The 23,910-nt window shown below is 62.5% G+C and carries 17 protein-coding genes; 8 read left to right on the forward strand and 9 right to left on the reverse strand.

The features are described from left to right. Window positions 1–2: 2 nt before the first annotated feature. The gene (gene purU, locus MJ643_RS03845; protein ID WP_013970522.1) at window positions 3–860 is read left to right on the forward strand and encodes a formyltetrahydrofolate deformylase; all 858 of its coding nucleotides are present in this window, start codon (window positions 3–5) and stop codon (window positions 858–860) included. Between the two features lie 6 nt (window positions 861–866). On the opposite strand, the gene MJ643_RS03850 is transcribed toward purU, so the two are convergent. Then, the gene (locus MJ643_RS03850) at window positions 867–1,199 is read right to left on the reverse strand and encodes a hypothetical protein (protein ID WP_023660605.1); all 333 of its coding nucleotides are present in this window, start codon (window positions 1,197–1,199) and stop codon (window positions 867–869) included. A gap of 271 nt (window positions 1,200–1,470) precedes the next feature. Between MJ643_RS03850 and fdhA the strand changes: the two genes are divergently transcribed. Beyond that, window positions 1,471–2,670, forward strand: coding sequence for a formaldehyde dehydrogenase, glutathione-independent (gene fdhA, locus MJ643_RS03855; RefSeq protein ID WP_023660606.1), 1,200 nt, complete (start codon window positions 1,471–1,473; stop codon window positions 2,668–2,670). A 122-nt stretch (window positions 2,671–2,792) separates the two neighbouring features. On the opposite strand, the gene MJ643_RS03860 is transcribed toward fdhA, so the two are convergent. Next, window positions 2,793–3,698, reverse strand: a complete 906-nt coding sequence (locus MJ643_RS03860) for an RHS repeat-associated core domain-containing protein (RefSeq protein WP_080563728.1) — start codon at window positions 3,696–3,698, stop codon at window positions 2,793–2,795. Window positions 3,699–3,894: 196 nt separating this feature from the next. Here MJ643_RS03860 and MJ643_RS03865 point away from each other — a divergent pair, with 196 nt between their 5' ends. Further along, on the forward strand, window positions 3,895–4,476 hold the full coding sequence (locus MJ643_RS03865) for a DUF2780 domain-containing protein (RefSeq protein ID WP_013970525.1): 582 nt from the start codon (window positions 3,895–3,897) through the stop codon (window positions 4,474–4,476). A 191-nt stretch (window positions 4,477–4,667) separates the two neighbouring features. Here MJ643_RS03865 and MJ643_RS03870 read toward each other — a convergent pair whose 3' ends face one another. Both MJ643_RS03870 and MJ643_RS03875 read right to left on the reverse strand, forming a co-directional pair. Beyond that, window positions 4,668–6,017 (reverse strand): APC family permease, encoded by a 1,350-nt coding sequence (locus MJ643_RS03870; RefSeq protein ID WP_247726599.1) that lies wholly within the window; start codon window positions 6,015–6,017, stop codon window positions 4,668–4,670. Window positions 6,018–6,262: 245 nt separating this feature from the next. Further along, a complete protein-coding gene (locus MJ643_RS03875) occupies window positions 6,263–7,150 on the reverse strand; it encodes an acyltransferase (RefSeq protein ID WP_013970527.1) in 888 nt (295 codons plus the stop codon). A 182-nt stretch (window positions 7,151–7,332) separates the two neighbouring features. Here MJ643_RS03875 and MJ643_RS03880 point away from each other — a divergent pair, with 182 nt between their 5' ends. From MJ643_RS03880 to creD, 4 genes are all read left to right on the forward strand, one after another. Further along, entirely contained in the window at window positions 7,333–7,833 is a 501-nt protein-coding gene (locus tag MJ643_RS03880) for an ATP-dependent zinc protease (protein WP_003257529.1), read from the forward strand. 93 nt (window positions 7,834–7,926) lie between these two features. Continuing rightward, window positions 7,927–8,607: a two-component system response regulator CreB gene (gene creB / locus MJ643_RS03885; protein WP_013970528.1), complete on the forward strand. Its 681-nt coding sequence runs from the start codon at window positions 7,927–7,929 to the stop codon at window positions 8,605–8,607. After that, the gene (gene creC, locus MJ643_RS03890; protein ID WP_023660608.1) at window positions 8,607–10,043 is read left to right on the forward strand and encodes a two-component system sensor histidine kinase CreC; all 1,437 of its coding nucleotides are present in this window, start codon (window positions 8,607–8,609) and stop codon (window positions 10,041–10,043) included. Before creB ends, creC begins: the two co-directional genes overlap by 1 nt. A gap of 107 nt (window positions 10,044–10,150) precedes the next feature. Next, window positions 10,151–11,479, forward strand: coding sequence for a cell envelope integrity protein CreD (gene creD / locus MJ643_RS03895; protein ID WP_024088009.1), 1,329 nt, complete (start codon window positions 10,151–10,153; stop codon window positions 11,477–11,479). Between the two features lie 165 nt (window positions 11,480–11,644). Here creD and MJ643_RS03900 read toward each other — a convergent pair whose 3' ends face one another. The 5 genes from MJ643_RS03900 to aceE form a co-directional block, all read right to left on the reverse strand. Further along, window positions 11,645–12,268, reverse strand: coding sequence for a glutathione S-transferase (locus tag MJ643_RS03900; RefSeq protein WP_013970531.1), 624 nt, complete (start codon window positions 12,266–12,268; stop codon window positions 11,645–11,647). A 3-nt stretch (window positions 12,269–12,271) separates the two neighbouring features. Next, complete coding sequence (gene msrA / locus MJ643_RS03905; RefSeq protein ID WP_003257532.1) at window positions 12,272–12,940, reverse strand: peptide-methionine (S)-S-oxide reductase MsrA; 669 nt, start codon at window positions 12,938–12,940, stop codon at window positions 12,272–12,274. A gap of 166 nt (window positions 12,941–13,106) precedes the next feature. Continuing rightward, window positions 13,107–15,797, reverse strand: coding sequence for a GGDEF and EAL domain-containing protein (locus MJ643_RS03910; RefSeq protein ID WP_023660611.1), 2,691 nt, complete (start codon window positions 15,795–15,797; stop codon window positions 13,107–13,109). Window positions 15,798–16,156: 359 nt separating this feature from the next. Beyond that, window positions 16,157–17,785, reverse strand: coding sequence for a dihydrolipoyllysine-residue acetyltransferase (gene aceF / locus MJ643_RS03915; RefSeq protein ID WP_047933223.1), 1,629 nt, complete (start codon window positions 17,783–17,785; stop codon window positions 16,157–16,159). Between the two features lie 13 nt (window positions 17,786–17,798). Next, window positions 17,799–20,444 (reverse strand): pyruvate dehydrogenase (acetyl-transferring), homodimeric type, encoded by a 2,646-nt coding sequence (gene aceE / locus MJ643_RS03920; RefSeq protein ID WP_003258640.1) that lies wholly within the window; start codon window positions 20,442–20,444, stop codon window positions 17,799–17,801. Window positions 20,445–20,827: 383 nt separating this feature from the next. Between aceE and glnE the strand changes: the two genes are divergently transcribed. After that, on the forward strand, window positions 20,828–23,761 hold the full coding sequence (gene glnE / locus MJ643_RS03925) for a bifunctional [glutamate--ammonia ligase]-adenylyl-L-tyrosine phosphorylase/[glutamate--ammonia-ligase] adenylyltransferase (protein ID WP_208209585.1): 2,934 nt from the start codon (window positions 20,828–20,830) through the stop codon (window positions 23,759–23,761). Window positions 23,762–23,910: the final 149 nt, after the last annotated feature.

Consider the following 23,910-nt stretch of genomic DNA (forward strand, 5'->3'; position numbering starts at 1 on the left):
ACATGAGTCGGGCACCGGATACCTGGATTCTCACCGCCGACTGCCCGAGCATGCTCGGCACCGTCGACGTGGTGACGCGTTACCTCTTCGAGCAGCGCTGCTACGTGACGGAGCACCACTCCTTCGATGACCGGCTGTCGGGGCGTTTCTTCATTCGCGTGGAGTTCCGCCAGCCGGATGATTTCGATGAAGCCGGCTTCCGGGCCGGCCTTGCCGAGCGCAGCGAGGCGTTCGGCATGACCTTCGAGCTGACCGCACCTAACCATCGCCCCAAGGTGGTGATCATGGTGTCCAAGGCCGACCACTGCCTTAACGACCTGCTGTATCGCCAGCGTATCGGTCAGCTGGCCATGGACGTGGTCGCGGTGGTATCCAACCACCCTGATCTCGAACCACTGGCACACTGGCACAAGATTCCTTACTACCACTTTGCCCTCGACCCCAAGGACAAGCCCGGGCAAGAGCGCAAGGTACTTCAGGTGATCGAGGAAACCGGCGCCGAACTGGTGATTCTTGCGCGCTACATGCAGGTGCTGTCACCGGAGCTGTGCCGGCGTCTGGATGGCTGGGCGATCAATATTCACCACTCGTTGCTGCCAGGGTTCAAGGGTGCCAAGCCTTATCACCAGGCGTACAACAAGGGCGTGAAGATGGTTGGCGCTACGGCACACTACATCAACAACGACCTGGACGAAGGCCCGATCATCGCCCAGGGCGTGGAGGTGGTCGACCACAGCCATTACCCCGAAGACCTGATTGCCAAAGGGCGCGACATCGAGTGCCTGACCCTGGCGCGAGCGGTGGGGTATCACATCGAGCGACGAGTGTTCCTCAATGCGAACAGGACTGTGGTGCTCTGACCGCGTCTAGCTTTTATCGCGGGCATGGGCTTTCAGGGTTTCGCGGATGGCTGTAACGAACCTCTGGCGCATGTCCGCACCCAGTTTGTTGCCTGGGATTGGATCGCCGTCGCGGTCCACCCAGCCTGCTTTGAACTCGTGAAGATCCATGTCTTCGGCTTCTTCGTCGAAGTCGTAGCCGGGACCATAAGCCGCGTAATAGAAGATCTTATCGGCGTCCAGAAAGTACCGCTGTTTGCCGAACAATGCTGCTTCGATGTCTGGGTCGAAGCCCTGCTGCCTGGCAGCCTCGACCCAGTAGGGCCAGAAGGCGTCCTCGGGGCGCTCAGTATCCGTCATGGTGGTTCTCCAGTTTGATAGACGATGGGTTACTGCATCCCTATCGAAACACTCGGTCGCCGACGTATTGCGGTAGATATTCATCGTCCCGGGCATGCGCGCGACCACCACCTGGCCGATTGCCGTTCAGAGGCATTTGCCTGTCGTTTCCAGTCAGCGCATCCGTCCCCATCAGGCCCACAATTCCCTGCATTCCAGTAACACATGCCGCCCACGGATGGCGGCGCGTTCAACCACCGCTGCATAAATATAAATCAAGCGAGGTAAGAGCATGTCTGGCAATCGTGGAGTGGTATATCTCGGCGCCGGCAAGGTCGAGGTGCAGAAGATCGACTACCCGAAAATGCAGGACCCACGCGGCAAGAAGATCGAGCACGGCGTGATCCTGAAGGTGGTCTCCACCAACATCTGCGGCTCCGACCAGCACATGGTCCGCGGCCGCACCACTGCCCAGGTCGGCCTGGTCCTGGGCCACGAAATCACCGGTGAGATCGTCGAGAAGGGCCGTGACGTCGAGCGCATGCAGATTGGCGACCTGGTCTCGGTGCCATTCAACGTCGCCTGTGGCCGCTGCCGCTCCTGCAAGGAAATGCATACCGGTGTCTGCCTCACTGTCAACCCTGCCCGCGCTGGCGGTGCCTATGGTTACGTCGACATGGGCGACTGGACCGGCGGCCAGGCCGAGTACGTGCTGGTGCCGTACGCTGACTTCAACCTGCTGAAACTGCCCGAGCGCGACAAGGCCATGGAGAAGATCCGTGACCTGACCTGCCTATCTGACATCCTGCCTACTGGTTACCACGGTGCCGTGACTGCCGGTGTAGGCCCAGGCAGCACCGTCTACGTTGCTGGCGCCGGCCCGGTCGGTCTGGCTGCCGCTGCCTCGGCGCGCCTGCTGGGTGCTGCTTGCGTCATCGTCGGCGACCTCAACCAGGCCCGTCTGGCTCACGCCAAGTCCCAGGGCTTCGAAGTGGTCGACCTGTCCAAGGATACCCCGCTGCACGAGCAGATCGTCGATATCCTCGGTGAGCCGGAAGTGGACTGCGCCGTCGACGCCGTCGGCTTCGAAGCCCGCGGCCATGGCCATGAAGGTGCCAAGCATGAAGCCCCGGCCACCGTGCTGAACTCGCTGATGCAGGTTACCCGCGTTGCCGGCAACATCGGTATCCCGGGCCTTTACGTGACCGAAGACCCGGGTGCGGTGGATGCTGCCGCCAAGATCGGCGCGCTGAGCATTCGCTTTGGCCTGGGCTGGGCCAAGTCGCACAGCTTCCACACCGGCCAGACCCCGACCATGAAGTACAACCGCCAGCTGATGCAGGCAATCATGTGGGATCGAATCAACATCGCTGAAGTGGTTGGTGTGCAGGTGATCAACCTGGATCAGGCGCCGGAAGGTTATGGCGAGTTCGATGCAGGTGTACCGAAGAAGTTCGTGATCGACCCGCACAAGATGTGGGGTGCGGCGTGATGCCATGATGTAACGAGAAGCCCCTCATACTGAGGGGCTTTTTGCATGGGTGCGCCAGCGCATTAAGCTTGTCTGTAGCGGCCGTGCTGGTGATTTGGTGGTGGCGAGACGTGATGCAATACTTAATTTCTTCGAGCATTGCTCATTATTGCCCAAACAGCCAGCCCGACAATTATCCCGCCAAAAAGAACCCCGAATATCCCTCCAAGCATATTGGAGCTGCGTCTGTCTCCAATGATACGGTTAACTCTGACTTCGCTAGGTTGAGTCGGTTTTCTGACCGCAGGGGTGTGGATCTTATCAATATTCGAAAAAACGGGTTCAACGGGTTTTTCTGGGGCGATTGTCAAAGCTTTGGAGCCAGTCGATGTAGATGCTGGAGCAGTACCTGCTAATGTGGAGGGATTTGCAGTTATCGTGGTGGCGTTATTTGCAATGTTATTAAAGCCTGCTTTTTTTCTGCTGGCGCCTTTTCCTACGAATCCGTGACCCCCATTAATAGCAAAATTGACCGATGCTTTCTTGAACGAGTTGAAAGCGCGGAAAAGCAGCAACCGGGAAGATTCACCCGTTGGGTCATCCCGATTGATAGGGTCTCCCACGCAGTAGGCATATGAATTCAGACCGCCTTTTCCGAATGGGCTCGACGGGTCTTCGGTGCACAAGCGCATAAGTCCGGGTGAGTGAAACCGACGCCCCGCACCCAGGGGGTTCCCTTGAGTAACCCGGTCATACCTCTGCCCAGTGAATCCCAGCAACGCTTCCAATCTGTCGGTGGCCAAGTATCCATAGGGTGAATACGCCATTGGCCAAGAACCAATACCGAGGACTGAATTGGCAAGGTCAACTCGAAGCATCTTTGCCGATGGTGCCTGATCCAGTTGGGCTAGCGCCATGTCATTTGCCCATAACAAGCGACGATTGCCCTGCGCGGCTATTTCAGTTGTCAGATTCTCACTCTTGTAGAAGTGCAGGCTACGCTGGGGAGCCAGACCCTGATCGTTCTTGCTTGTGGAAGAGGTAGGCATGATGGTGACCTGAGTGGTGATTGCTGTGTCGATTACTTTGCGGGTCCTGTAAAACCATCACAACTAGCAGTTTTAACAGGTCGTGAGCACTGTGGCGGATTGCAAAGGTGGTCGACAGCCGGGTCGGAACAAACCTGCAAAAAGCCAGTCAGATGTCGCGTTTCCCAGGCCATCCCGGCCCACGAGGTCCCACCCGATGAAAGCATTCACCTTGGCAACCTTGATGACCCTGGCCGCAAGCCCGGTGTTCGCCTTCAACCTCAGCGACGCCGCTAACGCCGTGTCGGCCATGCAGAACCAGAATCAAAGCCAGCAAGGCCAGGTGCAGGCACCCGAGGCGCAGGCAAACCTGCTCAACACCTTGGGTAGCCAATTGAATATCACCCCAGAGCAGGCCGTGGGCGGGGCAGGGGCCATGCTGGGGCTGGCGCGCAACAACCTGAGTTCCGACGACTACGGTCAGCTGACCAAGGCCGTGCCAGGGCTGGACCTGCTTGCCGGGGCCAATGCACTGGGTGGCTTGAGTGGCTTGGGTGAGTTGCTGGGCAAGAACAGCGAGAGCCAGTCGGCGTTGAGCAATGCGCTGGGCAACAATGTGGAAAACCGCAGCGACCTGGACAATGCGTTCAAGGCGCTGGGCATGGATACCGGGATGATCGGGCAGTTTGCGCCGTTGCTGCTGCAGTACCTGGGGCAGCAGGGGATTGCCGGGTCGCTGTTGCAGAACCTGGGGAGTTTGTGGACCACTCCTGCTCCATTGACCCGACCTTCGGTCTGAGGGTTTTGCCAGCATCACAGCCTTGAAGGCTGACGCTGTACCTGTTGTGGGAGCGGCCTAGCGTCGCGAAAGGGGCGCGAAGCGGCCCCAGGGTTTCGGCATAATTGCAGAGATTGCTGGGGCCGCTTTGCGGCCCTTTCGCGACGCAAGGCCGCTCCCACAAAAAGGCAGATTTGCGTCGGGTCAGCAGATCAGGTCGCTTCGGTGAAATCCACCAGCCGCACCGGGCGGCGGAAGCCGGCGGTCAGTACTGCCAAGTACGCAAGACCCAGCGCAAACCAGCACAGGCCAATCACCAAGGTAAGCGCCGACAGGCTGGTCCACAGCCACAGTGTCAGCCCCAACCCCACCATCGGCACCAGGCCATAGCTCAGCAGCCCTTTGAGGCTGCGCTGCGAGCCATCGTCCACCAGGTGGGTCTTAACCACCGCCAGGTTCACTGCCGAAAACGCCACCAGCGCACCAAAGCTGATCAGCGAGGCAAGGGTCGCCAGGTCGATTATCAACGCCAGCAACGAGAACGCCGAAACCAGCAGAATGGCGAACACCGGCGTGTCAAAGCGCGGTGACAGGTAGCCGAACGTTCGCTGCGGCAGCACCTTGTCACGACCCATGGTGAACAGAATGCGCGACACCGCCGCCTGCGAGGCCAGCGCCGAGCCCAGGCTCCCAGCTACATAGGCCGCAGTGAAGAAGTTGGCCAGGAATTGCCCACCCGCCTTGAACATTACCTCGTTGGCCGCCGCATCGGCATTGGCAAAGTTGGTGCCGGGCAGTACCAGTTGGCTGACATAGGCCAGCACGGTGAACAGCACGCCGGCGAACAGGGTGGTGAGGATGATTGCCCGTGGCACATCGCGGCGGGCATCGCGGCATTCTTCGGCCAAGGTCGAGACAGCGTCAAAGCCGAGGAACGAGAGGCACAGCACCGCCGCACCAGCCATCAGCGCGCCGAAGCCCGGCTGCGAGCCGTCGCCCAGCAGTGGCGAAAGCAGGTCGAGCGGTTGGCCGGCCAGGGACTGGCAGGACAGGGCGACGAACACCACGATGAAGACGATCTGTGCACCGACGATCAGGTTGCTGGTCTTGGCCACAGAGTGAATTCCGACCACGTTGAGCACCGTGACCAGGGCGATAGCAGCCAGTGCGATCGACCACGCAGGGATGGCCGGAAAGGCGATGTTCAGGAACAGGCCGATCAGCAGGTAGTTGATCATCGGCAGGAACAGGTAGTCGAGCAGCAGCGACCAGCCGGCCAGGAAGCCCACGTTCGGGCCGAAGGCCATGTTGGTGTAGGAGTACGCCGAGCCCGCGACCGGGAAGCGTTTGACCATGAAGCTGTAGGAGGTGGCGGTGAACAGCATGGCCACCAGGGTGACGATATAGGCGCCGGCCGTGCGGCCACCAGTAAGTTCGGTGACGATGCCGTAAGTGGTGAAGATGGTCAGCGGGACCATGTACACCAGGCCGAAGAATACCAGGGCGGGCAGGCCGAGGACACGGCGGAGCTGGACGGGGGTGGAGCTGGGTGGGTTGGCCATCGTTCGATCCAGAGCTTTTTTGTAGTTGTGCTTTGGTCGATTTTTATCCACTTAGGTGGGGTGTGACAAAGAAGTAATCCTAATGCTGATTATTAGCCAGGTTTTTAATCGGATTCTTGTAATGCCTGTACCGGCCTCTTCGCGGGTAAACCCGCTCCTACAGGGGGCTCACAGGTCTTGAGTACTGCGCAGTACCTGTGGGAGCGGGTTTACCCGCGAAGAGGCCTGGTCAGGCAATGGAAATCTCAGCCCATCTCCACCCGCAGCTGCTCGATCCGCAAGTCCTTCTCAACCCACAACTGGTTCACCCAGGCCTGCACGGTCTGCCTGAACTCAGCATCATTCTCGTAATCCCCCGCCCACAGCATCGGGTCCAGTTCACGTACACGAATGTCGATAATCACCCGGCTGATGCTGCCATTGAGCAAATCCCAGAACCCCGGCGCCTTGTTGCCGGGGTACACGATGGTCACGTCCAGCAAGGCATCCAGCTGCTCGCCCAATGCCGCCAGCACGAACGCCACGCCACCAGCCTTGGGCTTGAGCAGGTAGCGATAGGGCGATTGCTGCTCGCGGTGCTTGGCCTCGGTAAAGCGTGTGCCTTCCAGGTAGTTCACCACGGTCACCGGCTGGCGTTTGAACAGCTCGCAGGCCGCCTTGGTGATCTCTAGATCCTTGCCCTTGAGCTCTGGGTGTTTCTCCAGGAAGGCCTTGCTGTAGCGCTTCATGAACGGGTAATCCAGGCCCCACCAAGCCAGGCCCAGCAACGGCACCCAGATCAGCTCCTTCTTCAGGAAGAACTTGAAGAACGGTGTACGGCGGTTGAGGCTCTCGATCAGCGCCGGGATATCGACCCAGGTCTGGTGGTTGCTGACGGCTAGGTACGAGGTGTCCTTGCGCAGGTTCTCGACGCCGCGGATATCCCACTGGGTAGGAATGCACAGGGCAAAGATGGCCTTGTCGATCTCCGACCAGGTCTCGGCCACCCACATCACCGCCCACGAGGCATAGTCACGCCCACGCCCCGGCAGCACCAGTTTGAGCAGGGCGAAGACCAGCAGCGGGCAGATCAACACCAGGGTGTTGAGCAGCAGCAGGGTGGTAGTGAGGATGCCGGTCAGCAGGCGACGCATAAAGAGACTCTTGTTGTGGGAGATAAACGGTTGGCAATGATAAGCAGGGCAGTGGCCTACGCCAAATTTCCAGTGCCCTGCGGCGAGGACAAATGTTTCACATTATGTTGGATAGGCTTGTGACAGCGAACCTATCCTGCCAGTGCAGTCTAAGCACTGACTCTCCTCAAGGAAGCTTGCCTGTGAAACCTCTGCTTGCCCTGTTGTCGTTGTTGGCGCTGCCGGTCATGGCCGCCGAGCCCACAATCTATGGCCGTTACGAGAACATAGCCCTGCCCGAACTGGGCGAAACCCTGAAAGCCAAGATGGATACCGGTGCCTTCACCGCGTCGCTGTCGGCCAAGGACATCGAGCTGTTCACCCGTGATGGCGACGAGTGGGTGCGCTTCCGTCTGGCCACCAAGGACTCGGACGGCAAGGTGTATGAGCACAAGGTCTCGCGCATCAGCAAGATCAAGGGCCGTGCCGATGAAGAGGAGGAAGGCGATGCGCCGGAAATCTCCAAGCGCCCGGTGGTCGACCTGGAGCTGTGCCTGGGGGACGTGAAGCGCACCGTCGAGGTCAACCTGGTGGACCGCAGCAGCTTCAACTACCCGTTGCTGGTGGGCTCCAAGGCTTTGCGCGAGTTCAAGGCGGCGGTCAACCCGGCCAAGAAGTTCACCGCTGGCAAGCCTGACTGCTGATCGCAAGCCACCTGTGCCGGCCTCTTCGCGGGCTTGCCCGCGAAGAGGCCGGTAAGTTAAAAGTCCAGTCTGCCCCCAGTTAGGCCGGACGCCATGCCCCACATCCTCATCGTCGAAGACGAAGCCGCCATCGCCGACACCTTGGTCTATGCCCTGCAGGCCGACGGCCATAGCACCGAATGGGTAACCCTGGGCAGCGCCGCCCTCGACCAGCAGCGCCAGCGCCCGGCCGACCTGGTCATCCTCGATATCGGCTTGCCCGATATCAGTGGCTTCGAAACCTGCCGTCAGCTGCGCCGCTTCAGCGAAGTACCGGTAATGTTCCTCAGCGCCCGCGACAGCGAAATCGACCGGGTGGTGGGACTGGAAATCGGCGCAGACGACTATGTGGTCAAACCCTTCAGCCCGCGTGAAGTGGCGGCGCGAGTACGGGCGATCCTCAAGCGCATGGGCCCCAGGGTCGAGCCAGCTGTCGAGACCACGCTGTTCCAGCTCGATACCTTACGCATGCAGATCACCTACCGCAGCCAGCCTCTTCCCCTTACCCGCCACGAATTCCGCCTGCTGCAATGCCTGCTCGAGCAACCGCACCGGGTATTCAGCCGCGAACAGTTGCTCGACGCTGTGGGCGTGGCCTCTGACGTGGGGTACGAGCGCACCATCGACAGCCATATCAAGAGCCTGCGCGCCAAGCTGCGCCAGGTGGCCAGCGACGCCGAACCGATCCAGACCCACCGCGGCCTCGGCTACAGCTACAGCCCGGACCATGCCTGATGCGCCTGGGTATCCGGATCTTCCTGGTGTACTTCCTGTTCGTCGGGCTGGCGGGCTACTTTCTGCTCAACACGGTGCGTGAACAGATCCGTCCGGTAGTGCGACAGTCCTCGGAAGAAACGCTGGTGGACACCGCCAACCTGCTGGCCGAGATCCTGCACGATGACGTCAAGGCCGGCACCCTGAACCAGAGCCGCTTGCCCGAAGTGCTCAAGGCCTACGGCTCGCGCAGCCCGGGTGCGCAGATCTGGGGCCTGGCCAAGAACCAGGTCAGCCACCGCATCTATGTCACCGACGCCAAGGGCACCGTGCTGCTGGACTCCAGCGGCGAGGACCTGGGCAAGGACTACTCGAAGTGGAATGACGTGTACCTGACCTTGCGGGGCCAGTACGGCGCCCGCTCCACCCGCAGCGACCCCGACGATGAAAGCACGTCGGTGATGCACGTGGGCGCACCGATCATCGACGAGGGCAAGATCATTGGCGTGGTCACAGTGGCCAAGCCCAACAGCTCGCTGCAACCGTACATCGACCGTTCCGAACGGCGCTTGCTGACCCTGGGCCTGGGGTTGATCGGCCTGGGCCTGCTGATCGGTGCCGCGTTGTCATGGTGGCTGGCGCGCTCGCTGCGCCGGCTGGCCCACTACGCTCAGGCGGTCAGCGAGGGCGAGCGCGCCGCTCTGCCGCATTACAAGGGTGGTGAACTGGCGCACCTGGCCCAGGCGGTCGAGCGCATGCGCACCCAACTGGAAGGCAAGGCTTATGTCGAGCGGTATGTGCATACCCTGACACACGAGCTGAAAAGCCCGCTGGCGGCCATTCGTGGCGCTTCCGAGCTGTTGCAGGGCGATGACATGCCGGCTGACCAGCGGGCGCGCTTTGCCGGCAACATCGAGCGCGAGAGCGAGCGTTTGCAGCAGATGATCGACCGCCTGCTCAACCTGGCCCGGGTCGAGCAGATGCAGGCGCTGGAGGATGAGCAGCAGGTGGCGCTGGCGGCATTGGTGGACGAGTTGCTGTTGGCCCATGCGGCGCGTATCGAAGGTGCCGATTTGCAGGTGCGCCAGCGGGTGCCGGCTGGTTTGCGCTTGTTGTGTGACCCATTCCTGATGCGCCAGGCGCTGGCCAACCTCCTCGACAACGCGTTGGACTTCACCCCGGAGGGCGGCGCGCTGCTGTTCGACCTGGAGCGCGATGGCGAGCGGGTGGCGCTGAGTGTGTTCAACCAGGGGCAGGCGATACCTGCCTACGCCATTGGGCGGGTGAGCGAGCGGTTCTACTCGCTGCCGCGGCCGGGGAGTGGGCGCAAGAGCACCGGGTTGGGGCTTAATTTTGTGGCCGAGGTGATGCAGCTGCATGGCGGGGCGTTGGCTGTGGATAACGTCGATGGAGGGGTGCGGGTGAGGTTGTGGCTGCCGGTGCGGCGTATCAGCTGACATTGCCGGGGCTGCTGCGCAGCCCCAAAAACACACAATCTCCACACCATCTCCCCGAGGCCTCCACGCAAGGCGCAGACACTGCGCCCACTGCCACAGGAGGCCCCATGAACAAGACCCTCGGTTTCAAACTCGGCATGATCGCCGTATTGATGTTGCTGCTGCTCGTCCCGCTACTGCTGATCAGCGGCCTGATCGGTGAACGCCAGGCCCTGCGCGACAGTGTGCTGCGCGATATCGCCCAGAGCGCCAGCTTCGACCAGCAACTCAGCGGCCCGCTGCTGGTGGTGCCCTACCGCAAGTACCAGCGCCGCTGGATCGAAAAGGACGGCGAGCGCACCCAGGAAACCAGCACCATTGCCGGCCACCTGTACTTCCTGCCGGAAACCTTCGCCGCCGACCTTGGCGTGGACACCGAACTGCGCGCCCGTGGCATCTACCAGGCCCGGCTGTTCCACGCCAAGGGCCGTATCAGTGGCCGCTTCAAGCTCCCGGAACGCTGGGGCATCGACAAGGATTTCGACGACTACCGCTTCGACAAGCCGTTCCTGGTGGTGGGTATCAGCGATATCCGCGGCATCGAGAACGGCCTTGAGCTGAGCATCGGCGAGCAGAAAGTACCGTTCGAAGCCGGTACCCGGCTCGACTGGATGCGCGGCGGCGTGCACGCCAGCCTGCCGGGGCTGGACGGCCTGCAGGCGCGTGAATTCAGCTATGGTTTCGATCTCGCACTGCAAGGCACCGGCCAGCTGCATGTAGTGCCGGTGGGCCGCACCAGTGCCGTGGACCTGCGTGCCAACTGGCCGCACCCGAGTTTCGTCGGCAACTACCTGCCCAGTCGCCGCGATATCGAGGCCCACGGCTTCAGTGCCCACTGGCAGACCTCGTTCTTTGCCACCAACCTCGAAGACGCCCTGCGCCAGTGCGCCACCGCCGGGCAGTGTGCGGACTTCAGCGAGCGCAGCTTCGGCGTCAGCTTCGTCGACCCGGTGGACCAGTACCTGAAGAGCGAGCGGGCGATCAAGTACGCCTTGCTGTTCATCGCCCTGACCTTCGCCGGCTTCTTCCTGTTCGAAGTGCTTAAGAACCTCAGCGTACACCCGGTGCAGTACATCCTGGTGGGGGTGGCGCTGGCTTTCTTCTACCTGCTGTTGCTGTCGTTGTCCGAGCACATCGGCTTTGGTTTGGCGTATGGGCTGTCAGCTTCGGCGTGTGTGCTGCTGATCGGCTTCTACCTGAGCCATGTGTTGCGCAGCCTGGGGCGTGGAGTGGGCTTTGCGGTGGGGTTGGCGGCGTTGTATGCGCTGCTCTACGGGCTGCTGAGTGCCGAGGACTATGCGCTGTTGATGGGCTCGTTGCTGTGCTTTGGCTTGCTGGGGGTATTCATGGTGCTGACCCGGCGGCTGGATTGGGCCCGGGTGGGGAGAGTGGCATGAGGGAGGACAGAGAGATCGGGCGGTGGTTGGCTCTCAGAATCGGGCAGCTGTTTCCTTTGATACCGAGGTAAGGCCTTCGCGGGTGAACCCGCTCCCACAGGTACGGCGCACATTTCGAACCTGGCGCTATTCCTGTGGGAGCGGGCATGCCCGCGAAGAGGCCCTTCAGGCCACCGGAGAGGTTGCGACCATCGACGGCCGCTTGACCACCTCGGCATACCACGCAGCCAAGCCAGGCTGGTGCTCACGCCAGCCAAACTCGGGCTGGCGCAAATCCAGATACCCCAGCGCACAGGCCACGCCAATCGCTGCCAGGTCGAACCCGGACATCAACTCGGGCAAATGCTCCTGCTCCAGATTGGCCAGGCTACGGCGGATCTTGTCGCCCTGTGCCTGCAGCCAACCATCCCAGCGCTTGTCTACAGGGCGCAGGAAACTCTCGTAGCGGCTCGACACCGCCGCATCCATGATGGCATCGGCCTGCGACACCAGCGTCATGCGCCGCCAGCGTGCCGAGCCTTCGCGCGGCAGCAGCGGCAGGCCGACGTGCTGCAGGTCGAGGTACTCGCAGATCACCCGGCTGTCATGCAGCACGGTGCCGTCTTCCAGGCGCAGGGCCGGGATCTTGCCGATCGGGTTGTCCTGGTTGAGCTGTGGGTCGCCGCTGACCGGGCTGATGTTCACCGGCTGCAGCTGCACGCGCTCAAGTTGGCCGGTCTCGTGCAACACCACCATGACCTTGCGCACGAAAGGCGACAACGGCGAGTGGAACAGGGTCATCGTGCTCATGCTTCAGTTACCCTGCAGGCTCGGTGGCAGGCACACGCCGGTACCGCCGATACCGCAGTAGCCGTCCGGGTTCTTGGCCAGGTACTGCTGGTGGTAGGCCTCGGCGAAGTACACGGTCGGTGCCTGGTCGATTTCGGTGGTGATCTCACCGAAGCCGGCCTTGCTCAGTTCGGCCTGGAAGGCGTCGCGGCTGGCCTTGGCCTGTTCCAGCTGCTCAGGGCTGGTGCAGTAGATGGCCGAGCGGTACTGGGTGCCGATGTCGTTGCCCTGGCGCATGCCCTGGGTCGGGTTGTGCAGTTCCCAGAACATCGCCAGCAACTCGCGGTAGCTGACTCTGTCCTTGTCGAACACCACCAGCACCACTTCGGTGTGGCCGGTCAGGCCCGAGCACACTTCCTCGTAGGTGGGGTGGGGGGTGAAGCCGCCTGCGTAGCCGACCACTGTGCTGACCACGCCTTCACGCTGCCAGAAGCGGCGCTCGGCGCCCCAGAAGCAACCCAGGCCGAAGATGGCGAAGTCGATGGCGCCTTCGAAGAATGGGCCGAGCAGCGGCGTGTCTTTGAACACGTAGTGGAACTCGGGCAGGCTCATTGGCGTTTCGCGGCCAGGCAGGGCCTGTTCCGCGGTTGGCATGACGTTTTTGTTCACCAGGATTTCCGAACGCAGGACCATGGCCGTTCCTCTGTAGATCTTTGAGATGGGGGCTGGGGGCATTCGCGGGTAAACCCGCTCCCACAGGTCCTGCACAGATTTCGAATATTGTGATGTACCTGTGGGAGCGGGTTCACCCGCGAAGGGGCCCGTATGGGCTCTATAGTGCCCGAGGTTTGCGCGGCTGTCAGGCCACCGGACCACGCGGATAGCGCTTCAGCCGTTCAGCCAGCTCGCGCCCCGGAATCGGCCGGTCGAACAGGTAGCCCTGGCCCACGTCGCAGCGGTGCCGACGCAGGAACGCCAGCTGCTCCGGTGTCTCTATACCCTCGGCCACCACCTTCAGCTTGAGGTTGTGAGCCATGGCTACCACCGCCGAGGTGATTTCCATGTCGTCCTGGTTGTCCGGGATCTCGTTGATGAAGCTGCGGTCGATCTTGAGGATGTCGATCGGAAACTTCTTCAGGTAGCTCAGCGACGAATAACCGGTGCCGAAATCGTCCATGGCCAGGGTCAGGCCCAGGGCCTTCAGTTCATCCAGCTGGCGGTGGGTATCTTCGGTGGCCTCCAGCAGCAGGCCTTCGGTCAGCTCCAGCTCCAGCAGGTGCGGGGGCAAGGCTTCTTCCTCAAGGATCGTGCTGATCGATGCCACCAGGTCCGGGTCGGAGAACTGCTTGGGGGACAGGTTGATGGCCACATGCAGGTTGCCCATGCCGGCTTCGCGCAGTTGCTGGCTCATGCGGCACGACTGGCGCACCACCCATTTGCCGATGGGGATGATCAGGCCGGTTTCTTCCGCCACGCTGATGAACTGGTCCGGGCGGATCATGCCGCGTTCGGGGTGGTTCCAGCGCAGCAGTGCTTCCAGCCCCAGCAGGCGGCCGCTGCGCAGGCACAGCTTGGGCTGGTAGAACACCTCCAGCTCGTTCTGGGTCAGGGCACGACGCAGGTTGTTCTCGACGAACAGCTTGTAGCTGGCTTCGGCATTGAGCACTTCGGTAAACACCTGCACCTGATGCTTGCCGTTGGCCTTGGCCTTGTGCAGCGCCAGGCCGGCGTTCTTCATCAGGCTGGCCGGGTCGGCGCCATGCAGTGGCGCGCAGGCCAAGCCCACCGAGGCGGTGACGTTGATCAGCTGGTTGTCGACGAACATCGGTTTGTCGAGGGTGCGCAGCAATTGCTGGGCGACGCCCTGGCCATCTTCAAGGCTTGTATCGTCGAGCAGTACGGCGAACTCGTTACTGGCAAAGCGCGCCAGGATACCGCCGGAGTGCAAGCTGTTGCGCAGGCGCCGGGCCAGGCTGATCAGCAGCTTGTCGCCGGTCTGGTGGCCGAGGCTGTCGTTGATGCGCTTGAAGTTGTCGATGTCCACCAGCAGCAGGCACATCGAGTATTCGCCATCACGGGCAAAGCGCTCGTCCAGGCTGCGAATGAACGCCGGGCGGTTGCCCAGGTTGGTCAGGTTGTCGGTGTAGGCCAGGCGCTCGATGCGCTGCTGGGCCAGCTTCGTCTGGGTGACGTCTTCGTAGATGCCGATGTAGTGGGTCAGCTCACGGTTGTCGCCATATACCTTGGAAATCGAAAGCTGCCCCCAGTAGGGTTCGAGGTTCTTGCGCCGGCTCTTGAACTCGCCCTGCCAGCTGTTACCCATGGCCAGGCTCGACGGCGAGTCGAACAGCAGCTCGCTCAGGTTCTCCAGCGCTGGCAGCTCAGCCAGGTGGCGGCCTTGCACTTCTTCGGTGCTGTACTGGGTGATGGCAGTAAAACTGGGATTGACGTATTCCACCACACCGTCGCGGTTGACCAGCAGGAAGGCGCTGGCGCTTTGCTCGACTGCGCGCTGGAACAGGTGCAGGGCGCTGGCGGCGGTGCGCCGGTTGTGGTTGGTGATGACCTGGGCGAACTGGTCGGCCAGTTCGCCGGCAAAAGCGATTTCGTCCGACTGCCAGGCCCGTGTCTGGCCGGTCTGCTCCAGGCACAGCACGCCGACAACCTGGCCATCGACACGGATACTGGCATCGAGCATGGCCTTGTTATCCGGGCACAGGCTTTGCGTCAGGGCGCGGGTCCGCGGGTCGTGGCTGGCATTGTGGGCGTCGATGGCGCGGCTGGCGTGCAACGCGTCAAGGTAGTCGGGGAAGCGGCTGGCATCGATGGCTTCGGGCTGGCGGTGTTCTTGCGCGTCCCGGTACCAGGCGATGATCGGCTCCAGGCGCTGGTCTTCAAGGTGCCAGATACTCGCAATATCGACCTTGTAGATTTCGCAGGCGCTCTGGGTAATCAGCTGGGCGGCTTCCCGCAGAGAGTTGCCTGCGCTGTAGCGCTGGCGGGCCAGGCGCAGGATCAGGTCTTGCTGGCCACGTACCCGCTCCAGGTGCTCGAGTTGTTCCTGCTGCGCGCGCTGGTTCAGTTGCAGTGCCAGTTGCAGGCGGTTGTTGCGCGATTCCAGGTCGCTGGCACCGGCCTCGCTGGTATCTTCGGCGAGGTCGTCGAGCACGCTCAGGAAGCCGCGCAACAGATGGCGGTTGTGCTGCTTGTAGGCTTCCCCAGCCTCCAGCAGGCGTAGCGAAGCAGTTGGCGTGTGCAAGGTGTAGCGCACGCGGTAGTAGCCGCGCTGGGCCAGTTGCAGCTGGATCTCGTCGTGCAGCCGGTAGCGGGCCTCGGGTTCCATCAGGCTGGCGTAGGGTGCGTCTACCAGGGCGCAGAGCTCGCCAGCGTGCAGGCCGAACTGGCGCTCGCAGGCCGGGTCGAGGTAAAGCATCGCCCAAGTGGCTTCGTTGAGCCTTTCGAAGCGCAGCATGCCGAGCCGCGAGGGCACGGGTAACTGCGTGACGACCTCGGCCGCCACACGGCTGGCGGCATCGGGTTGGCTTTTCATCGAAGACTCGCTTGAAGAGGAAACGCGGCCTTTGGGGGCGGCAGGTCTGGCAAGGTTGCATCATGTCCCGGGGGCTGGCAAGCAGCCATGCGTGATGCTGTGGACGGGTTATCGGCTGGTGGGCGGGAATCTGTAGTCTGGCTGATATTTCCGGGGCCGCTTTGCGGCCCATCGCAGGCAAGCCAGCTCCCACAGGCGATCGCGGTACCTTGTGGGAGCGGCCTTGTGTCGCGATAGGAGGGCAAAGCCCTCCCTGCTTTCTCAAGGCAAAAAAAGCCCCGCCAATCGACGGGGTTGAGGTACGAGCGTGGCAGCTCGAAAAGCATACTGCCCCTCGCAGGGAGGGGCAGCGGGCTGCCTTACAGCAGCATGGTGCGGATATCGCTCAGCACGTCGCCCAGGCGCTTGGTGAAGCGCGCGGCGGCAGCGCCGTTGATCACACGGTGATCGTAGGACAGCGACAGCGGCAGCATCAGCTTCGGCTGGAAGGCCTTGCCATCCCAGACTGGCTGCATGGTCGCCTTGGAGACGCCCAGGATCGCCACTTCCGGCGCGTTGACGATCGGCGTGAAGCCGGTGCCGCCAATGTGGCCGAGGCTGGAGATGGTGAAGCAGGCGCCTTGCATCTCGTCGGCCGACAGCTTCTTGGTGCGGGCTTTTTCGGCCAGCGCAGCCGCTTCGGCAGCCAGTTGCAGCAGGCTCTTCTGGTCGACGTTCTTGATCACAGGGACCAGCAGGCCGTCCGGGGTGTCCACGGCAAAGCCGATGTGGACGTACTTCTTGCGGATGATGGCCTTGCCGCTTGGCGCCAGCGAGCTGTTGAAGTCTGGCAGTTCCTTGAGCAGGAAGGCGCAGGCCTTGAGCAGCAGGGGCAGCACGGTCAGCTTAACGCCAGCCTTCTCGGCCACGGCCTTCTGCGCAACGCGGAAGGCTTCCAGCTCGGTGATGTCGGCGGAGTCGAACTGGGTCACGTGCGGCACGTTCAGCCAGCTGCGGTGCAGGTTGGCAGCACCGACCTGCATCAGGCGGGTCAGGGCCACTTCTTCCACTTCACCGAACTTGCTGAAGTCCACGGCAGGGATCGGCGGGATGCCGGCGCCACCGGTTGCGCCGGCGGCTGCCGGTGCTTCCTTGGCCTTCTGCATCATCGCCTTGACGTAGACCTGCACGTCTTCTTTCAGGATGCGGCCGTGCGGACCGGTCGCGGCAACCGCGCCCAGGTCGACGCCGAATTCACGGGCCAGCTGACGAACCGCCGGGCCTGCGTGAACCTTGGCGTTGCTACCGGCAGCCGGTGCGGTAGCAACCGGTGCAGGAGCAGCAGACGGGGCAGCAGCGGCAGGTGCGGCGGCCGGAGCCGCTTCAGCCTTGGCCGGGGCAGCAGCGGCAGGTGCCGGAGCAGCAGCCGGGGCAGCACCCGCGACTTTCAGCTTGAAGATCAGGTCGCCAGTGCCGACTTCGTCTTCCAGCTTGCACAGGACTTCTTCGACCACGCCGGCAGCCGGCGACGGGATTTCCATGGAGGCCTTGTCGGACTCCAGGGTAATCAGCGACTGGTCGGCTTCGACGGTGTCGCCGACCTTGACCAGCACTTCGATGATCTTGGCCTTGCCCGACGAACCGATGTCCGGCACGTGGATGTCCTGCACGCTGGCGGCAGCCGGGGCTGCTGCCGGAGCTGGGGCAGGGGCGGCTTCGGCGGCCGGAGCCGGCGCAGCAGCCTGGGCCGGAGCCTCAGGGGCCGCTGCAGCGGCGCCCTCGGCTTCCAGGACCAGCAGCTCGTCGCCTTCTTTCAGGCGGTCGCCCAGCTTGACCTTCAGTTCCTTGATGACGCCGGCTTTCGGGGCCGGGATCTCCATGGAGGCCTTGTCGGACTCCAGGGTCAGCAGGCTCTGGTCAGCCTCGATACGATCACCGACCTTGACGAACAGCTCGATGATTTCACCTTCACCGCTGCCGATGTCAGGTACGCGAATGAGTTCGCTCACTTAAAAATACTCCTCAGCAGTCCAGTGGGTTGCGCTTGTCCGGGTCGATACCGAACTTGACGATAGCGTCTGCAACAACCTTTGGTTCGATCTCGCCGCGGTCAGCCAGGGCTTCCAGGGCAGCCAGCACCACGAAGTGGCGGTCGACTTCGAAGAAGTGACGCAGCTTCTTGCGGCTGTCGCTGCGACCGTAACCGTCGGTACCCAGGACCTTGAACTCTTTGCTCGGTACCCACTGGCGAATCTGCTCGGCGAACAGCTTCATGTAGTCGGTGGAGGCGATGACCGGGCCCTTGCGACCGTTCAGGCACTGCTCGACGTAAGTCTGCTGTGGCTTCTGGCCAGGTTTCAGGCGGTTGGCGCGTTCCACGGCCAGGCCGTCGCGACGCAGTTCGTTGAAGCTGGTGACGCTCCACACGTCGGCACCAACGTTGAACTCTTCACGCAGGATCTTCGCTGCTTCGCGGACTTCGCGCAGGATGGTGCCGGAGCCCATCAGCTGTACGTGGTGCGCGGCTTCGCGGGTGTCTTCTTCCAGCAGGTACATACCTTTGATGATGCCTTCCTCGACACCGGCCGGCATGGCTGGCTGCTGGTAGGATTCGTTCATCACGGTGATGTAGTAGAAGATGTCCTGTTGCTCTTCGGTCATCTTCTTCATGCCGTCCTGGATGATCACCGCCAGCTCGTAGCCGTAGGTCGGATCATAGGTGCGGCAGTTCGGGATGGTGCCCGCCATCATGTGGCTGTGACCGTCTTCGTGCTGCAGGCCTTCACCGTTCAGGGTGGTACGGCCGGCAGTACCGCCGATCAGGAAGCCACGGGTGCGGCTGTCGCCAGCGGCCCAGGCCAGGTCGCCAATACGCTGGAAGCCGAACATCGAGTAGAAGATGTAGAACGGCAGCATCGGCTGGTTGTGGCAGCTGTACGAGGTACCGGCAGCGATGAACGACGACATGGCGCCGGCTTCGTTGATGCCTTCCTCGAGGATTTGGCCCTTCTTGTCTTCGCGGTAGAACATCACCTGGTCTTTATCGACTGGCTCGTAGAGCTGGCCGACCGACGAGTAGATGCCCAGCTGGCGGAACATGCCTTCCATACCGAAGGTACGGGCTTCGTCCGGGATAATCGGGACGATGCGCTGGCCGATTTCCTTGTCCTTGACCAGCTGCGCCAGAATACGCACGAAGGCCATGGTGGTGGAGATTTCGCGGTCGCCCGAGCCGTCCAGGATCGCTTTCAGCGTTTCCAGTGGAGGGGTCGGTACGCTGAAGCTCTTGGCGCGGCGCTGTGGCACGAAACCACCCAGGGCAGCACGGCGCTCGGCCAGGTACTTGGCTTCGGCAGAACCTTCTTCCGGCTTGAAGAACGGCAGGTTCTCCAGGTCGGCATCCTTGACCGGGATGTCGAAGCGGTCACGGAAGTGACGCAGGCTGTCGACGTCGACCTTCTTGGTGTTGTGCGCGGTGTTCTTGGCTTCGCCGGCACCGGTACCGTAACCCTTGATGGTCTTGGCCAGGATGACGGTAGGCTGGTCCTTGTGATTGACCGCCTGGTGGTACGCCGCGTAGACCTTGTACGGGTCGTGGCCGCCACGGTTGAGCTTCCAGATCTCTTCGTCGGACAGGTCTTCGACCATGGCCTTGAGCTCTGGGGTGTTGAAGAAGTTTTCACGAACGTACGCGCCGTCTTTGGCTTTGTAGTTCTGGTACTCGCCGTCGATGACTTCGTCCATGCGGCGCTGCAGGGCACCGTTGGTGTCCTTGGCGAACAGTGGGTCCCAGAAGCGGCCCCACACGACCTTGTTGACGTTCCAGCCACCGCCACGGAACACGCCTTCGAGTTCCTGGATGATCTTGCCGTTGCCGCGAACCGGGCCGTCGAGGCGCTGCAGGTTGCAGTTGATGACGAAGATCAGGTTGTCCAGCTTCTCGCGGCCGGCCAGGGCGATTGCGCCCAGGGATTCCGGCTCGTCGCACTCGCCGTCACCCATGAAGCACCAGACCTTCTGCTTGCCGGCCGGGATGAAGCCGCGGGCTTCCAGGTACTTCATGAAACGTGCCTGGTAGATGGCCTGGATCGGGCCCAGACCCATCGAAACGGTCGGGAACTGCCAGAAATCAGGCATCAACCATGGGTGCGGGTACGAAGACAGGCCGTTGCCGTCCACTTCCTGACGGAAGTTGTTCATCTGGTCTTCGCTGATGCGGCCTTCCATGAACGCACGGGCGTAGATGCCTGGCGAAGCATGGCCCTGGAAGAAGATCAGGTCGCCGCCGTGTTCTTCGGTCGGGGCCTGGAAGAAGTAGTTGAAGCCGATGTCGTACAGGGTGGCGCTGGAGGCGAAGCTGGAGATGTGTCCGCCCAGGTCCGAGTCTTTCAGGTTGGTACGCATGACCATGGCCAGGGCGTTCCAACGCACCATCGAGCGAATGCGGCGTTCCATGAACAGGTCGCCAGGCATGCGTGCTTCGTGGGTGACAGGGATGGTGTTGCGGTATGGCGTGGTGATCGCATACGGCAGCTGGGAGCCACTACGGGTGGCCAGCTCGCCCATACGGGTCATCAGGTAATGAGCGCGGTCTTCGCCTTCTTTGTCGAGGACCGACTCCAGGGCATCCAGCCATTCCTGGGTTTCGATTGGATCGAGGTCTTGCATGGCTTGCTCCAGGGCGGAAAGGCAACCAGAATCGATTGCCTGAGATTGCGACTGGCCTTATGGGCAGACGTCGTGAATTCTTGGATTACCGGGGTGTCCTCCGGCGCCGTGTAGTTTTACTACATTTGCTTTCGCATTTCATGCTTTTACACGACACGAGTAGTAGTAAAACTACATTTGTGCGACGTTTCGTCGCATGTTGGCTTGTGAGGAAAAACGTTCATGTTGGTTGGCATTGTGTCGCGAACGGGTAATTCTTGATGTTTGTTGCCATTTTTGCGCTTCTTTCAGCTATTTCCAACTTTTGTACGACAGTCCAACCGTGGTCCGGCTTCCCCTTGGCCGCTTCTTCCCCTCTATTTCACGCCGATCAAGGATAGACCATGCGCCTACCTTTGCCGTCCGATCTGCCCGCTACCCTGCAGCCGCTGGTCGCGCGCAACCAGCAATTCATCAGCGATGCGGTGGCTACCCACCCGGAACTCGACCTCCAGGCCTGGAGCCCGCTGCACCGGCAACAGTTCGATCAGGTAGCCGCCGCCAGCGACTTCGTGCTCGGCCTGGTCCGGCGCGAGCCGGCCATGCTGTTCGGCCTGCTGGCCAGTGGCGAGCTGGATCGGCGTTACGCCGCGGGTGAACTGCGCGGGCACATCGCTGCAGCCGCCCAGGCGGCGCAGAGCGAGGACGAGCTGGCGCGCAACCTGCGCCGCGAGCGCAACCGCCAACAGCTGCGCATCATCTGGCGCGACATCACCCGCCAGGCCGCGCTGGGCGAAACCTGCCGCGACCTGTCCGACCTGGCCGACGCCGCCATCGACGAAGCCTACCAATGGCTGTACCCGCGCCACTGCCAGCAGTTCGGCACGCCTGTCGGCAACCGCAGCGGCCAGCCGCAGCACATGGTGGTGCTGGGCATGGGCAAGCTGGGTGCAGTGGAGCTGAACCTGTCGTCGGACATCGACCTGATCTTCGCCTTCCCCGAAGGCGGCGAAACCGAAGGGGTGAAGCGCTCGCTGGACAACCAGGAGTTCTTCACCCGCCTGGGCCAGCGCCTGATCAAGGCGCTGGACCCGGTCACCGTCGACGGTTTCGTGTTCCGCGTCGACATGCGCCTGCGCCCGTATGGTTCGGCCGGCGCGCTGGTGCTCAGCTTCAATGCCCTGGAGCAGTACTACCAGGACCAGGGCCGTGACTGGGAACGCTACGCGATGATCAAGGCGCGGGTTGTGGCCGGCGACCAGGCGACCGGGGCACAGTTGCAGGAGATGCTGCGGCCGTTCGTGTACCGCCGCTACCTGGACTTTTCCGCGATCGAAGCGCTGCGCACCATGAAGCAGCTGATCCAGCAGGAAGTGCGGCGCAAGGGCATGGCCGACAACATCAAGCTGGGTGCCGGTGGCATTCGCGAGGTGGAATTCATCGCCCAGGCCTTCCAGCTGATCCACGGCGGGCGCGACCTCAGCCTGCAACAGCGGCCACTGCTGAAAGTGCTGGCCACCCTCGAGGGCCAGGGCTACCTGCCGCCAGCCGTGGTCGCCGAGTTGCGCGAGGGCTATGAGTTCCTGCGCTATACCGAACACGCCATCCAAGCCATCGCCGACCGCCAGACGCAGATGCTGCCGGACAACGAGATCGATCAGGCGCGGGTGGCCTACATGCTTGGCTATGCCGACTGGCAAAGCTTCCATGACCAGCTGACGCACTGGCGTAGCCGTATTGACTGGCACTTCCGCCAAGTGATCGCCGACCCGGATGATGAAGACGGCGAGGGCGAGCTGGTGGTGGGGGGGGAATGGTCACCGCTGTGGGAGCAGGCACAGGATGAAGATGCGGCTGGCCGTCAGCTGCAAGAGGCCGGATTCCGGCAGCCTGCCGAAGCCCTGCGGCGCCTGGCCGCGCTGCGCTCCAGCCCGCAGTTGCGTTCGATGCAGCGGATTGGCCGTGAGCGCCTGGACGCCTTTATCCCACGGTTGCTGGCCCAGGCTGTGGAACATGACAACCCCGACCTGGTGCTCGAGCGCGTGCTGCCGCTGGTCGAGGCCGTGGCACGGCGTTCCGCCTACCTGGTGCTGCTCACCGAAAACCCCGGGGCCTTGCGCCGCTTGCTGACACTGTGCGCCGCCAGCCCGTGGATTGCCGAGCAGATTGCCCGCTACCCGCTGCTGCTCGACGAGCTACTTAACGAAGGCCGCCTGTTCAGCCCGCCACTGGCGCCGGAGCTGGCCAGCGAACTGCGCGAACGCCTGACGCGCATCCCTGAGGACGACCTGGAACAGCAAATGGAGGCGCTGCGCCACTTCAAGCTGGCCCACAGCCTGCGCGTGGCCGCTTCGGAAATCAGCGGCAACCTGCCGCTGATGAAAGTCAGCGACTACCTGACCTGGCTGGCCGAGGCCATCCTCGACCAGGTACTGGCCCTCGCCTGGCGCCAGACCGTGACCCGCCACGGCCAGCCCAAGCGCAGCGACGGCAGCCTGTGCGACCCGGGCTTCATCATCATCGGCTACGGCAAGGTAGGTGGCCTGGAGCTGGGCCACGGCTCGGACCTGGACCTGGTATTCATCCATGACGGCGACCCGCAGGCGGAAACCGACGGCGCCAAGCCGATCGACAGTGCGCAGTTCTTCACGCGCCTCGGCCAGCGCATCATTCACCTGCTGACCACCCAGACCAACTCGGGCCAGCTGTATGACGTGGACATGCGCCTGCGCCCGTCGGGTGCCTCGGGTCTGCTGGTGAGCTCGCTGGGAGCGTTCGAGCGCTATCAGCAGAACGAGGCCTGGACCTGGGAGCACCAGGCCCTTGTGCGGGCCCGGGTGCTGGTGGGCTGCAAGCAGGTGGGCACGGCGTTCGAAGGTGTGCGCGCCAAGGTGTTGGGCCAGGCCCGCGACCTGGAAAAACTGCGCAGCGAAGTGAGCGAAATGCGCGCCAAGATGCGCGACAACCTCGGCACCAAGGCCACCGCTGCCGGTACCGCGGCCAACGCCTTCGAGGCCGGTGTACCGTTCGATATCAAGCAGGATGCCGGCGGTATCGTCGATATCGAATTTATGGTGCAATACGCCGCTTTGGCCTGGTCCCACGACCACCCGGCCATACTCCGATGGACCGATAACATCCGCATTCTGGAAGAGCTGGAGCAGGCGGGTTTGATGCCGGCCAGTGACGCGGTGCTGTTGCGTGAAGTGTACAAGGCGTTCCGCTCGGCCTCGCACCGCCAGGCCCTGCAGAAGCAGGCCGGGGTTATCGATGCGGCGCAGTTTGCCGATGAACGCCGTGAGGTGCGGCGGATCTGGGGTGAATTGGGCCTTACCTGAAGGCCCCGCCAACCCTGTGGGAGCGGGTTCACCCGCGAATAAGGCCACGCGGTGCCTGGCACCGGCTTCGCCGGTGTTCGCGGGTAAACCCGCTCCCACAGGGTCTGCAATCAGCGGCGGATATGCCTGAGTGGTACACTGTCCGCCAC

Origin of the sequence: Pseudomonas sp. PNPG3 (assembly GCF_023093815.1) — a bacterium.
GTDB classification, from domain to species: Bacteria; Pseudomonadota; Gammaproteobacteria; order Pseudomonadales; family Pseudomonadaceae; genus Aquipseudomonas; species Aquipseudomonas asiatica.